At 62.7% G+C, this 14,150-nt stretch carries 11 protein-coding genes; 10 read left to right on the forward strand and 1 reads right to left on the reverse strand.

Features of this window, described 5'->3' with window-relative positions:
* The first annotated feature begins 2 nt into the window (after window positions 1–2).
* The gene (gene gyrB, locus ACAX61_RS08075) at window positions 3–2,480 is read left to right on the forward strand and encodes a DNA topoisomerase (ATP-hydrolyzing) subunit B (protein WP_370714252.1); all 2,478 of its coding nucleotides are present in this window, start codon (window positions 3–5) and stop codon (window positions 2,478–2,480) included.
* Between the two features lie 493 nt (window positions 2,481–2,973).
* Complete coding sequence (locus tag ACAX61_RS08080; protein ID WP_370714253.1) at window positions 2,974–5,841, forward strand: TonB-dependent receptor; 2,868 nt, start codon at window positions 2,974–2,976, stop codon at window positions 5,839–5,841.
* Window positions 5,842–5,972: 131 nt separating this feature from the next.
* On the opposite strand, the gene ACAX61_RS08085 is transcribed toward ACAX61_RS08080, so the two are convergent.
* Window positions 5,973–7,010, reverse strand: a complete 1,038-nt coding sequence (locus tag ACAX61_RS08085) for a LacI family DNA-binding transcriptional regulator (RefSeq protein WP_370714254.1) — start codon at window positions 7,008–7,010, stop codon at window positions 5,973–5,975.
* 175 nt (window positions 7,011–7,185) lie between these two features.
* On the opposite strand from ACAX61_RS08085, the gene ACAX61_RS08090 reads away from it, so the two are divergent.
* The 8 genes from ACAX61_RS08090 to ACAX61_RS08125 are packed head-to-tail and all read left to right on the forward strand — an operon-like array spanning window position 7,186 to window position 14,140.
* The gene (locus ACAX61_RS08090; protein WP_370714948.1) at window positions 7,186–8,385 is read left to right on the forward strand and encodes an MFS transporter; all 1,200 of its coding nucleotides are present in this window, start codon (window positions 7,186–7,188) and stop codon (window positions 8,383–8,385) included.
* Window positions 8,382–9,455, forward strand: coding sequence for a sugar phosphate isomerase/epimerase family protein (locus ACAX61_RS08095; protein ID WP_370714255.1), 1,074 nt, complete (start codon window positions 8,382–8,384; stop codon window positions 9,453–9,455). The genes ACAX61_RS08090 and ACAX61_RS08095 overlap by 4 nt, the downstream gene beginning before the upstream one ends.
* Complete coding sequence (locus ACAX61_RS08100) at window positions 9,452–10,591, forward strand: Gfo/Idh/MocA family protein (RefSeq protein WP_370714256.1); 1,140 nt, start codon at window positions 9,452–9,454, stop codon at window positions 10,589–10,591. The genes ACAX61_RS08095 and ACAX61_RS08100 overlap by 4 nt, the downstream gene beginning before the upstream one ends.
* A 5-nt stretch (window positions 10,592–10,596) precedes the next feature.
* The gene (locus tag ACAX61_RS08105; RefSeq protein ID WP_370714257.1) at window positions 10,597–10,977 is read left to right on the forward strand and encodes a c-type cytochrome; all 381 of its coding nucleotides are present in this window, start codon (window positions 10,597–10,599) and stop codon (window positions 10,975–10,977) included.
* A 13-nt stretch (window positions 10,978–10,990) separates the two neighbouring features.
* Window positions 10,991–11,902: a hydroxypyruvate isomerase family protein gene (locus tag ACAX61_RS08110; protein ID WP_370714258.1), complete on the forward strand. Its 912-nt coding sequence runs from the start codon at window positions 10,991–10,993 to the stop codon at window positions 11,900–11,902.
* 14 nt (window positions 11,903–11,916) lie between these two features.
* Window positions 11,917–12,735, forward strand: a complete 819-nt coding sequence (locus ACAX61_RS08115) for a 3-keto-disaccharide hydrolase (protein WP_370714259.1) — start codon at window positions 11,917–11,919, stop codon at window positions 12,733–12,735.
* A complete protein-coding gene (locus ACAX61_RS08120) occupies window positions 12,732–13,301 on the forward strand; it encodes a gluconate 2-dehydrogenase subunit 3 family protein (protein ID WP_370714260.1) in 570 nt (189 codons plus the stop codon). Before ACAX61_RS08115 ends, ACAX61_RS08120 begins: the two co-directional genes overlap by 4 nt.
* Window positions 13,298–14,140 carry a sugar phosphate isomerase/epimerase family protein gene (locus tag ACAX61_RS08125; protein WP_370714261.1) on the forward strand — a complete coding sequence of 281 codons (843 nt, stop codon included), beginning with the start codon at window positions 13,298–13,300 and terminating at the stop codon, window positions 14,138–14,140. Before ACAX61_RS08120 ends, ACAX61_RS08125 begins: the two co-directional genes overlap by 4 nt.
* Window positions 14,141–14,150: the final 10 nt, after the last annotated feature.

Here is a 14,150-nt window from a genome sequence, read left to right on the forward strand (position 1 = left end):
GCATGGCAACCCCCACCGAGAATGAATACGGCGCCTCCTCGATCAAGGTGCTGAAGGGCCTCGACGCCGTTCGCAAGCGGCCGGGCATGTATATCGGCGACACCGACGACGGTTCCGGCCTGCACCACATGGTGTTCGAGGTCAGCGATAACGCGATCGACGAGGCGCTGGCCGGGCATTGCGACCGCATCATCATCCAGCTGAACGCCGATGGCTCCGTCAGCGTCGAGGATAACGGGCGCGGCATTCCAACCGGCATCCACCCGGAAGAGGGCGTATCTGCCGCCGAAGTCATCATGACCCAGCTGCACGCGGGCGGTAAGTTCGAGAATACGTCCGACAGCAACGCCTATAAGGTATCGGGCGGTCTGCACGGCGTGGGCGTTTCGGTGGTCAACGCGCTGTCCGAATGGCTGGACCTCAACATCTGGCGCGACGGGGAAGAGCATTACATGCGCTTCCGCCACGGCGATGCCGAAGCGCCGTTGAAAGTCGTCGGCCCCTCAAACGGCAAGAAGGGCACGCGCGTGACCTTCCTCGCCTCCCCTTCGACCTTCAAGATCACCGAATATGATTTTGACAAGCTCGAACACCGCTATCGCGAGCTGGCGTTCCTGAATTCGGGCGTCCGCCTGTTCCTGCGCGACGCACGGCATGAGGATGTGAAGGAAGTCGAGCTGTTCTACGAAGGCGGCATCGCGGCTTTCGTGAAGTATCTGGACCGCAACAAGACACCGCTGATGCCCGATCCCGTGGCGATCGCCGGCACCCGCGACGACGTCACCATCGACGTCGCGCTAGAGTGGAACGACAGCTATTACGAAAACGTCCTCTGCTTCACCAACAACATTCCCCAGCGCGACGGCGGCACCCATTTGGCCGCGTTCCGCGCCGCGCTGACGCGCACGATCAACGCGTATGCCGACAAGTCGGGCCTTCTGAAGAAGGAAAAGGTCACGCTGACCGGCGACGACATGCGCGAAGGGCTGACCGCCATCGTGTCGGTCAAGCTGCCCGACCCCAAGTTCAGCTCGCAGACCAAGGACAAGCTCGTCTCGTCCGAAGTGCGCCAGCCGCTGGAAAGCCTGATGGCCGACAAGCTGGCGGAATGGCTCGAGGAAAATCCGAACCACGCCAAGATGATCATTCAAAAGGTCATCGACGCCGCCGCCGCGCGCGAAGCGGCGAAAAAGGCGCGTGAGCTGACCCGGCGCAAGGGCGTGATGGATATTGCCAGCCTGCCCGGCAAGCTGGCCGATTGTCAGGAGCGCGATCCCGCCAAGTCCGAACTGTTCATCGTCGAGGGCGATTCGGCAGGCGGATCGGCCAAGCAGGGCCGCGACCGGCATTTCCAGGCGATCCTGCCGCTGCGGGGCAAGATCCTGAACGTCGAACGCGCGCGCTTCGACCGGATGCTGTCGTCCAAGGAAATCGGCACGCTCATCCAGGCGATGGGCACCGGCATCGGCCGCGACGACTTCAATCTGGCCAAGCTGCGCTACCACAAGATCGTCATCATGACCGACGCCGACGTCGACGGCGCCCATATCCGCACGCTGTTGCTGACCTTTTTCTACCGCCAGATGCCGGAGATCATTTCCGCCGGGCACCTCTTCATTGCCCAGCCGCCGCTGTACAAGGCGACAAAGGGCCGATCAGAAGTCTATCTGAAGGACGATGCGGCGCTCGACGAATATCTGGTCGAAGCGGGCGTGGCGTCGAACGTGCTGGAAGGCGCGACCGGCACGCGCGCAGACAAGGATCTGCGCGGGCTGGTCGATCATGCGCGGCGGATGCGCACACTGATGCGCTATGTCCCGCGCCGCTATGACGCATCGATCATCGAGACACTGGCATTGGGTGGCGCGCTCGATCCAGAAGCCACGCGGGACGTGCGGGCCGAACGGCTGGCGGAAGTCACCCGCCGCCTCGATCTGGCCGACAATGAAGCCCGGTGGACCGCATCGCTGAGCGCGGAGGGCGGTTTCCACTTCCAGCGGCTGTGGCGCGGCGTCACCGACCATCATGTGATCGAAGCGAGCTTCATCGCATCGGCAGAGGCGCGCAAGCTGCACGGACTGGCTGCGGAGGAAGCGCAGACCTATGTCAGCGCCGCCAAGCTGGTACCCGCACGTTCGACCGCGTCCAGCGATGACGCGGCTGCCGATGAAGGCGATGAACCCGTCACCATCGGCAAGGGCGAAACATTGGTCGGCCGCCCCAGCCAGCTTCTGGAAGCCATCCTGATTTCGGGCCGCAAGGGCCTGTCGATCCAGCGCTACAAGGGGCTGGGCGAAATGAATGCGGAACAGCTGTGGGAAACCACGCTGGACCCGTCCAACCGCTCGATGCTGCGCGTCGCGATCGACCAGGCGGATGTGGCCGACGAAATCTTCACTCGCCTGATGGGCGATGTGGTCGAACCGCGCCGCGAATTCATTCAGGAAAACGCCCTCAGCGTCGCCAATCTCGACGTCTGACCCGTCCCGACGCAAGACCTGCGCGAAGATAGTGCTCGTAATCGAGCGCTATCTTCGGCGAGGGGTCCGGCACTTATTATCTAACCTCTGCGCTTCCCGCGCTCGCTACCGGCTATCTTACTGCCGCGGATAAGCGCGCCGACACGGCACCACATGGCGTTGACGTATCGCAGCGCTGCGGGTCGAAGGCGCTGCCCTCTGGTTCGGTCATTATCCGTCATCCATGCGGGTCGCATCAGCCCATCCGCAACGGACCTCGCCACGGCGATAAGCTGCAACCGAATCGCCCCGACAAGCTGCGTCCTGCAAGTTCCGGCCGCGCACCCCGTTTGCGAAATCCAGGTACCCAGCATCCGCCTTGAGCGTCGCAACGTGGCACTCCTGGGGTGAGCCGAAGTGGTTCAGTCGGGGGAAGCCGGTTGTTCCTGCCTTTTTAATAAAATAAGTTTCGAATGACGGGCGAAAAAAGCTCGGTAAAAACAGGGAGGATAGGATGCGCCACTATAAAGTGGGTTTGCTGATCGGCACCATGTTGGCGGCGGTTCCGGCATTTGCGCAGGACGTGACAACACCCGGCGCAGGGCAAGCGCCCGCGACGCCGCAAGATCCATCACCAATCGCCGCGCAGGTAGGACCGGACAATGTCCCGGCCGAGGACATCGTCGTTACCGGCATCCGCAACAGCTTGGCCAACTCGGCCCGCGTGAAGCGCGAGGCACAGCAGATCGTCGACAGCATCTCCGCCGAGGATGTCGGCAAGTTCCCTGACGCCAACATCTCGGAATCGCTTCAGCGTATCACCGGCGTTGCCATCGACCGCTCGGGTGGCGAGGGACAGTTCATCACCGTGCGTGGACTTGGTCCCGAATTCAACTCGGTGCTGGTCAACGGCCGGATCATGGCCACTGACAATCCCGGTCGTGAATTCTCCTTCGACGTGCTGTCGTCGAACATGATCCAGCGCACGGACGTGTTCAAATCCAGCGTGCCCGAGTTGCAGGAAGGCGGTATCGGCGCGACCGTCAACATCATCACCGCCCGGCCGCTGGACCAGCGCGAGGGATTCCACTTCTCCGGCTCCGTCGGCGGCATCTACGACACGATGCGCCAAAAGGTCGGGCCGGACGCCTCCGCCGTCGTGTCCTGGACCAATACCGACAAGACGTTCGGCGCGGTGCTTTCCGGCTCTTACACCAAACGCATGAATCAGGCCGATCAGATCGCGATCGACGGATGGATCAACGGCAGGCCGGACATCATTTCCATGATCGATGGCCAGCCGACACTGATAACGGGATCCGACCCGCGATATCCGGTGGAGGGCAACGTCAACGTGCCCCAAAGCCTTTATTATCAACGCGTGGAAGAAGAGCGGGAGCGGATCAACGTCGCAGGATCGGTTCAATTCCGGCCCACCGATAATCTCGAAATCACTGTCGACGGCATCTATTCGAAGTTCGACGTGTCAGGCGTGGTCCGCAGAATGGATAATTTCCTGGCGGCGCCCTATTACGAGCCGACGTTCAATTCGAACGGTACTGTGACCAGCATGGGCATGATCGGCGCCGATTTTATCGGGCAATACCCACAGTTTCTTGAGGAAAATCGTGACCGGCTGACCAATAACGGCCTGAACGCAAAGATCGATCACGTCTATAACCGGACGAACCGACAGTCCGACAGCTATCAGATCGGTGGAAACATCAAGTGGAACCCGACCGAGGATGTCGAACTCCGGTTCGACGCTTCGATGACAGGTGCCAACCGGGCGTCGCCGAACCAATATCTCGTCATCGGCGCGCTGTTGCCGTACAGCTATCAGTTCGACGTGGACGGGGGGCAGGGATTGCCGACCGTGTCGTTCGACAACGCCATCATCAACGATCCTGACCGGATGCGGCTGCACTACATGGCTGTCGATCGGAACACTTCCCGCGACCGGGGCTCGGAATTTCACTTCGACACCAAATATGATGTTCAGGATTCGATCCTGAAATCGGTGTTGATCGGTGGATCCTATACCGAACGGCGCAAGATCAATCGGTCGTTCAACAACAGCGATACGAATTGCACTTATTGCGGCTATCAGGTGCCGATCGCCGACGGTCTGTTGCAGGAATATGCATGGGGCGATCTGCTTGGCACGGGGAACGCGATACCTCCGACGCTGTTCGAATTCGATGCCGACGCAATGATCGCCTATCTCAACGATCCGGCGACCCTGGCAATTCCGTCCAACGGTCGCACGCCGGAAGAACAAGCCGCGTTCGCCCAGCAGTTGCTTGCCTTGCCTGGTGGGCCGTTTGGCGTTCGCGAACAGCTTCGCGGGACGGTCAATGTCCAGGAAAAGCTTACCGCAGGCTATATCGCGATGCAGTTTGCGGGACCGAACTGGTCGGGCAATTTCGGCGTTCGCGTCATTCAGACGGACGTGATTTCGTCAGGCTTCGACACGCCCGTCACCAGCATCAACAACACGCCCGGTGACGATACGCTGCAATATACCTATGGTCCGGCAACGGCCATTTCGGTGCGGAACAGCTATATCAACGCGCTGCCGTCGGCGAACCTCAAGTTCAATGTCACCGACAATTTCATCGCGCGTGCCGCCTTTTCACAGACGGTGACCAGGCCGACGCTGACCGATCTGGGCGTCAACAATGACTATGGCGGGCGTATTTCGGTACCGCTGTCCTCGGGCGGCAATCCCAACCTTCTGCCATTCCGATCGACCAATTACGATCTATCGGCCGAATGGTATCTGTCGTCGGTCAGCTATCTGAGCATCGGCGGCTTCTACAAGGACCTGAGCAACTTCCTCGAGCTACAGACGCTGCCGGTCGTGCGCTTCGGACGCACGTTCCAGGACACGCGCACGCGCAATGGGCAGACAGGCTATATCCGCGGGATCGAGGTCGGCGGGCAATATGCGTTCGACTGGCTGCCGGGCTTTGCATCCGGCTTTGGCGTCGCAGGCAACTATACCTATGTCGACAGCAAGGTTGAGCGCGACCAGACACTGGCTGATTACGATTGCGGCTATAATGGCCTGTCGCCGCATTCCGCCAATGGCAGCGTCTTTTACGAAAAGTTCGGGATTTCGGCGCGCGCGTCGTACAATTGGCGTTCCGACTATCTGCGGTCCTGCCGATCAAGCCAGGGACGTCCGCGCAACCGCACTGCCTATGGCCAACTCGACTTCAGCCTCGGTTACGACCTTACCAACAATTTCCAGATATATGTACAGGGCGTAAACGTGACCAATCAAAAGGTGGATGAGTGGTCGGCGATCGAAGAACGCTACCTGCTGCTTGAGGAAACAGGCGCTCGCTACAACTTCGGCGTTCGCGTCAAGTTTTAAGGTGCACTGGCGTTTGCGTAGACCAGATGTTTACGCAAACGCCTGCGTTCCTCGAACACAGGTCGGCTGCACAGGAATCCCGGGATCATGTTGTCCGGCGTGCTGATATTCCTGCAATTCCCTTCCCGCTTTTATCGTAACAGGAGGTCGCGTCGGGAGCCGGTGTCGTTCCCCTCGACGGGCGCGGTGCTGCTCCGGACGATCAGTTCGTGGCGCAGCATCACCTGTTCCACCGGTTCGGGCTCGCCACGCAGGATGCCCACCAGCAATTCGACCGCGCGGCGCCCGATCAGCCCCTTTGGCTGAGCCACCGTTGTCAGAGCGGGCTGAAAAAATGGTGCGAGCGGCAGGTCGTCGAACCCCACCACCGACACATGATCGGGGCAAGACAACCCCGCGCGGCTGATCGCACTAATCGCGCCCATCGCCATCTCGTCGCTGAAACAGAAAATCGCCGTCACGTCGCGCGCCAGCAATTCGCATGTCGAATCGAACGCCGATGCGGCCGAGTAATCCGCCACACGCACATGCAGGTCGGACGACAGGTCATGACGCGCCGCCGCCAGCCGCGCGCCAGCCAGGCGATCGCGACTGATCGGGCTGATGGCCGGACCGGTGATCACGCCGATCCGCCGGTGGCCCAGCGCGATCAGATATTCGATCGCGTCCCCGCTGGCGGCGGCATTGTCGATATGCACGCTCGGCACCCCCAGGTCGGGGCTGTATTCGCAACCGTTAACGACGGGGGCCGACGCGCCCAGCCGCCCCAGCAGCGGCTTCAGGCTGGCGGGCAACCGGTGGCCCAGGAAGATCAGCCCGTCCACCTCACGGCGGGAAAGCATTTCGGCATATTGGTCCTCGACATCGGGATCGTGTCGCGTGTCGCCCAGCACCACGGCATAGCCGGCGTCGCGCGCAGCCTCTTCAGCGCCGCGAATGACGCTGGCGAAAAAGGGATTCGAAATGTCGGGCACGGTCAGCAGGATCTTGGCCGCACGCAGCGTCCTGAGACTGCGCGCCGCGACGTTGGGTGAATATCCCAGCGCCTGAACGACTTCGAGCACGCGGCGGCGCGTTTCGGCCGCCACCCGCTCAGGCTGGCTCAACACGCGTGAGACCGTGGCGGTTGACACACCGGCAACCTCGGCGACCTGGATGATCGTGGTCATCCTGCCTTCATGTCGCTTGTGGCAGAAGGTGTCGACCGGTTTCGATGTAATCCTTTACATACGCTTTTGCGCTGCATAGGCTGACCATTGAAGAGCAGGGAAACTGCGTTCGGGGAGGACAAGGCGCATGGTCGCTGCTGAAGGGGTGCCGCATTCGACGCGCCCAGTACCGGGAATGCTGACGGGGCGCCTCAGTGCCCTCATGTTCATGCAGTTTTTTGTCTGGGGTGCATGGAATGTCACCCTTGGGCTGGTCATGCAGACCGTTGGCATCGGCAACCTGATCGCCAACGCCTTTTCGGTGGGGCCGATCGCCTCAATCGCCGGATCATTCCTGCTCGGCATGGCGGCCGCGCGCTATCTCAGCCCCAAGATGCTGATGGTGATCCTGCACCTGGTCGGCGGCGTCATCCTGTTCGTGCTGCCGAGTTTGGTAACGCCGGAAAATGGCGACAGCTTTGTCTGGCTGCTGCTGGGCTATATGATCCTTTACATGCCGACCGTCGGGCTGGCGAACACCATTGCGCTGAAAAGCTTTGGCGAGCGGGTGGACCGTTTCCCCTTTGTGCGCGCATTCGGTACGCTGGGCTGGATCGCGGCCGGGCTGATCATCGGCTGGGCGGGCCTGTCCGCCAGCCCACAGATCTTCACCATCGCGGCGGTCGTATCGGTGGCGCTGGGCCTTTACAGCTTCACGCTGCCCAATGTTGAGCCGGATGCTCCGCGCGACGAAAGCATTGTCCGTCAGGTGCTGTGTGTCGAGGCGTTCGGCCTGATGAAGCAGCGCTCGTTCCTGATCTTCATCACCTGCGCTACGCTGATCTCGATCCCGCTGGCGATGTATTATGCCTATGCGTCCCCCTATGTCGGCACGGCGGGGATTTCGAATGTCGGCGGCACGCTGGCCATCGGCCAGATGTCGGAACTGGCCTTCATGTTCTCGATGCCGTGGCTGTACCGCCGGTTCGGGGTGAAGCCGTTGCTGCTGGTGGGCATGGCCGCGTGGGCGGTTCGCTATGCATTGTTCGCGATTGGCGATGGCGGCGATTCGCTGTGGGCGATCTATCTGGGCGTGGCGCTGCACGGGGTCTGCTACGACTTCTTCTTCGTGGCCGGCGCGATCTATACCGGCACCATCGCCTCGCCCAAGGGTGTCAATGCACAGGCGCAAGGGATGCTGACGCTGTTTACCTATGGCGTGGGCATGCTGCTCGGCTCGCAGATCGGCGGGTTCCTGTACGCACAGCTGCCTGCCGACCCGACCATAGCCGACTGGCAGCAAATGTGGTGGTACCCCGCGATCGCCGCGGCTTTGATCGCCATCCTGTTCCAGTTGAGCTTCCGCGACGACAGCAAGAAGGAGGTGCGGCCGTGACCGCGATGAAGGGACCAGCCATTTTCCTGGCGCAGTTCATGGGCGATACCGCGCCGTTCGACACGCTGGACCACATGGCCGAATGGGCAGCTGGTCTGGGCTATGTCGGTGTTCAGATTCCGTGCGACCCGCGCCTGATCGACGTAAAGCTGGCGGCGGAGAGCAAGACCTATTGCGACGACCTTCGCGGGCGTCTGGCGCAATTCGGTATCGAACCGACCGAATTGTCGACCCACCTTCAGGGGCAGCTGGTTGCCGTCCACCCCGCCTATGACACGCTGTTCGACGGTTTCGCCCCCGCCGAAGTCCATGGCAAACCGGCTGAGCGGCAGGCATGGGCCGTCGAGCAGGTAAAGCTTGCCGCGCGCGCCAGTGCAAATCTGGGGCTGAACGCACATGCGACCTTCTCAGGCGCGCTGGCATGGCCCTATGTCTATCCGTGGCCCCAACGCCCGGCGGGGTTGGTTGAAGAGGCCTTTGCCGAACTGGCGCGGCGCTGGACGCCGATCCTCGACACGTTCGAGGATGCGGGTGTCGATTGCGCGTTCGAGATTCATCCCGGTGAGGATCTGCACGACGGCGCGACCTGGGAACGCTTTCTGGCTGCGGTCGACAATCACCCGCGCGCGCGCATCCTGTTCGACCCTTCGCATTTCGTGCTGCAACAGCTCGATTATCTCGACTTCATCGATCGCTATCACAACCGGATTTCGTGCTTCCACGTCAAGGATGCCGAATTCAATCCGAACGGCCGGACCGGCGTTTACGGCGGTTATGAACGCTGGACCGACCGGGCCGGGCGTTTTCGCTCAACCGGTGACGGACATGTCGATTTTGGCGCCATTTTCAGTAAGATGGCACAATATGGCTATGGCGGATGGGCAGTTATCGAATGGGAATGCGCATTGAAGCGGGCGGAGGACGGCGCGCGTGAGGGCGCACCCTTCATTCGCGATCACATGATTCGCGTGACCGAACGCGCCTTTGACGACTTTGCCGCAAGCGGGGTCGACCGGGCGGCGATCCGCGCATTGATGGGTCTGTCGCGCGACGGGGAGGATCGGGCATGAGCCGGCAACCCCTTCGGCTGGGCATGGTCGGCGGCGGTGAGGGTGCCTTTATCGGCGCGATTCACCGCATGGCCGCCGCGCTGGACGGTGATTGGCGGCTCGTCGCGGGCGCGTTCAGCACCGATACGGGGCGCAACGAGCGGACCGGGGCGCAACTGGCGCTCGATCCCGCTCGCGTCTATCCCACGATAGACGCGATGCTGGCGGGCGAACAGGCACTCCCAGCCGACGAACGGATCGACGCCGTGGCGATCGTCACCCCCAACCACCTGCACGCGCCGATGGCGATCGCCGCGCTGGACGCGGGCTTTCATGTCTTTTGCGAAAAGCCGATGGCGATGAACGTGGCGGAGGCAGAGGCCATTGCCCGTTCGGCCAGCGCCAGCGGGCGGCATTTCGGCCTCGCCTTCACCTATAGCGGCTATCCGCTGGTCGAAGAGGCGCGCGCACGGATCGCGCGCGGCGACCTGGGCGACATTCGGCTGGTGCAGGTCGAATATCTGCAGGGCTGGCTGAGCCAACCGATCGACAATGACGGGAACAAGCAGGCCGAATGGCGCACCGATCCCGCACGCGCCGGGCTCGGCGGGTGTCTTGGCGATATCGGCACCCATGCCTTTCATCTGGCCGAACATGTCTCGGGCCTGCGCGTGGCGTCGGTGTCGGCGGATCTGTCGATCCATGTCCCCGGCCGGCGGCTGGATGACGATGTCAACGCGCTGCTGCGGTTCGACGGCGAGGCGCGCGGCACGCTGAAGGCCAGTCAGGTGGCAGCGGGTGAGGAAAACGGCCTGAAGCTGCGCATCTACGGCTCGCTGGGCGGGCTGGAATGGGCACAGATGGAGCCGAACACGCTGACGCTGCGTTGGCTGGACCGTCCGGCAGAGGTCGTGCGCGCGGGCGGCCCCGGTCTTCAGGACGGCACTACGCGCCTGTTGCGGACGCCATCGGGCCACCCTGAAGGCTATGTCGAGGCCTTCGGCAATCTCTACCGTGCCTTTGCCGCCGCCATCCGGGGCGAGGACGGCCGCCGCTTTCCCGGGGTCGACGACGGATTGCGCACCATGCGCTTTGTCGAGTCGGTCGTCGCGAACGCGGCCTCGGATCAAAAATGGACACCCATCAATCGGGGATAGACTGAATGACTTGCTTTACTCGTTGGGCAGGGGCGGCAATCGCCGCCACCGCATTTGTTACCATCACCACGCCCGCCATGGGCCAGACTGCCGCCCCGCCCGCCTTTGCCGCGTGCAAGGCGTGCCACACCGTTGAAAAGGGTGCGCGCAGTGGCATCGGCCCCAACCTGCACGGCGTGGCGGGTCGGGACGCGGCATCGGTGCCGGGCTTCCGATATTCGACCGCGCTCAAGAACTCGAAGCTGACCTGGGACGATGCCTCGCTCGATGCGTTCATCGCTGCGCCGACCAAGAAGGTGCCGGGCACCCGCATGCCGATCGGCATGGCCGACCCCAAGAAGCGCGCCGCGATCATCGCCTATCTGAAAAAGGCGGGCGCGCAATGAGCCCGGTGCGGCCATGACGCTATCGCGCCGCACGCTGCTGGCTGCGGGGGCGGCATCCCCCGTCGCGATGGGGATCGCCGCAGCCCAGTCGCCAAAGTCGAATGCGGCGCGATTTTCGCTCGGATACGCTCCGCATGAGGGCAGCTTTGCAAGCCGGGGAGGCCTGATCGAACAGATCGCCTTCGCCGCCGATCAGGGCTTTACCGCGTGGGAGGATAACGAGGCACGCAACCGCCCCGTGGCCGAACAGACGCGCATGGCCAAGGCGCTGGCCGATCGCGGCATGACGATGGGCGTTTTCGTCGCCAGCATGCCCAAATGGGCCGAATCGCGCCCCCGGCTGGGCGCCAATGACGGTGCGGAGCGAGAAGCGTTTCTGGCCGATGTGCGAAGCGCGATCGACGTCGCCAAGCGGCTGAACGCGCGGCACATGACCGTGGTGACCGGCTTCATGGACCCCAGGGTGCCGGTCGAAATCCAGACCGGGCGCGTGATCGACGTAATGCGCCGCGCGGGAGACATCGTCGCTCCGCATGGGCTGGTGCTGGTGATGGAACCGCTCAACACCCGCACTGATCACCCCGGCGTCTACATGCAGGGCATCGCCCAGGGCTATGCCGTTGCACGCGGCGTGAACGGACCAGGGGTCAAGATATTGGCCGACCTGTATCATGAGCAGATCCAGTCCGGGAACCTGATCCCGACGCTGGATGCATGCTGGGACGAGGTCGGCTACATCCAGTTCGGCGACAATCCCGGTCGTAACGAACCGGGCAGCGGCGAAATCAATTATGCCAATGTCGTCAAATGGTTGCGCTCTCGCCGCTATTCGGGCGTGATTGGCATGGAACATGGCAATTCGGCCAAGGATCGCGCGGGGGAAGAGCGGCTGATTGCCGCCTATCGCGCGATCGACAAGGCCTGAGGAGAGGAAACAGGATGCTCATCCGAACAGCGGCATGTCTGATGGTCGGCCTGGCCACGGTCGCTACGGCGCAGGAAAAGCCCGGCTTTACCGACACACCCGTGCTGCCCGACGGCAAATGGCGTGTGCATGACGCCGAACGCCCCGCACCTTCCGTCGTGACCCCGGCGGCAAATCCCGGCGGCGCGCCGTCGGACGCGGTGGTGCTGTTCGACGGCATCTCGCTCGACGCCTGGCGTGCGGAACGGACACCATGGACCGTCGAAAACGGCGCGATGACCGTCCCGTCCCGCGCCCGCAGCGGCGGCGAGAACAATCTGATTTCCAAGCAGAGTTTTGGCGATGTCCAACTGCATCTGGAATTCCGGTCGCCGACGCCGCCGACCAAGAGCTCCCAGGATCGCGGGAACAGCGGCATCTGGTTCATGCAGCGCTACGAACTGCAAATCCTCGATGGCTATCAGAACCCGACCTATGCCGACGGCACGGTCGGTGCCGTCTATGCCTGGAAACCGCCCTTGGCCAATGCATCGCGCCGCCCGGGCGAGTGGCAAAGCTATGACGTGATTTTCGAACGCCCCCGCTTCGCCGCTGACGGATCGCTGGTCCGCCCGGCATATGTCACCGCCTTCCTGAACGGCGTGCTGGTCCAGAATCATCAGGCGATGCTGGGCACCACGGTCTGGCGTCAGGTCGCGAAATATCAGGCTCATCCCGACGCGGCGCCGATCCAGCTTCAGGACCATGATTCGCCGGTGTCGTTCCGCAACATCTGGGTCCGTCCGCTGCCCGAAGCTGCCATTGGACAGGATCTGCCGGGAGAACGTAAATGATTGATCGCAGAACCGCGCTTGCCGGCGTCGTCGCCATGTTCGGCGCGGGCGTTTTCGCCCCCATCGCACGTGCCGCAGGGCAGGCACAGGCAACACGCATGCCGGTGATCAGCGACGGCCCGCCCAGCGTCGCGGTCTTTACCCCCACACAACGGGCATCGGTCGCCGCGCTGAGCGAGCGGGTGATTCCCACCACCGACACCCCCGGCGCGATCGCCGCCGGCGTTCCCGTCTATATCGAAAAGCTGCTGGCCGACTGGGCCGCGCCGGATGAGCGCGTGCCGATCCTGGCCGGGCTGGATGCGATCGAGGCACGCAGCCTTGCCGATTACAAGGTGCCCGCTGCCAAGGCGACGCCCGCACAGCAGGACGCGCTGCTAACGCTGGCGATGAACGGGGACATGCCGTCGGGCAAGACGTTCTTCGAAGCGTTCCGACAGCTGGTCATCACCGGCTATTACACGTCAGAGATCGGCATCACGCAGGAACGTGAATATCTGCCCGTGCCGGGCAAGTATGACGGCGCCTTCCCCTATTCGCAGGTCAACAAGGTCTACAGCGCATGATGAACCGCCGAAACGTGCTGGCGGGCGCGGCCGGCCTTACCGCGCTGTCGCTGACGGGTCGGCTGGTCCCATCGGCATCGGCGGCGCAAATCGACGCCATCGGCCTGCAACTCTACACCGTTCGCGACATCTTCGAGAAAGACCCGGCGGGTACGCTGGAGAAGGTCGCCCGCATCGGTTATCGCGAGGTGGAGTTTGGCGGGGGCGGTTATGACCGGATGGACCCGGCCATGCTGCGGCAGACGATGGACCGCCACGGCCTGCGCTCACCGTCGATCCATGTCGGTTACGACCAACTGCTGGGCCAGATGGATCAGTCAATCGCAATGGCGCGGACGTTGGGCGCGGATACCATCATCCTGCCCTATATGACCGAAGAGCATCGTACCGACCGGGGTTGGGAAGCGGCGCTGCCCAATATCGCCCGCTTCGGCACGACGCTGAAAAAGGCCGGGCTCGGTTTTGCCTATCACAATCATGATTTCGAGTTCACCGGTCGGTCGGGCGGCGTCAGCCTGTTCGACAGGCTGCTGCGCGAGACCGATCCTGAAACGGTAAAGATCGAGCTGGACCTTTACTGGGCAGTATTCGCGGGCGCCGATGCAGGCAGCCTGATCGACCGGCTTTCCAGCCGGCTCTATTCCTTCCACGTAAAGGACATGCGGGCGGATCGCAACATGACGGCGGTCGGACAGGGCCAAATGGATTTTGCCGCATTGTTCAAACGGCCCGGTGCCGCCGGGGTCCGCCACTTCTTTGTCGAGAATGACCGGGCGCCCGCGCCCTATCTTCCCGACATCACCACCAGTTTCAACACGCTGCGCTCGCTGCGTTTCTGAATCAAATTCG

The organism is Sphingomonas sp. IW22, from assembly GCF_041321155.1.
Taxonomy (GTDB): domain Bacteria; phylum Pseudomonadota; class Alphaproteobacteria; order Sphingomonadales; family Sphingomonadaceae; genus Sphingomonas.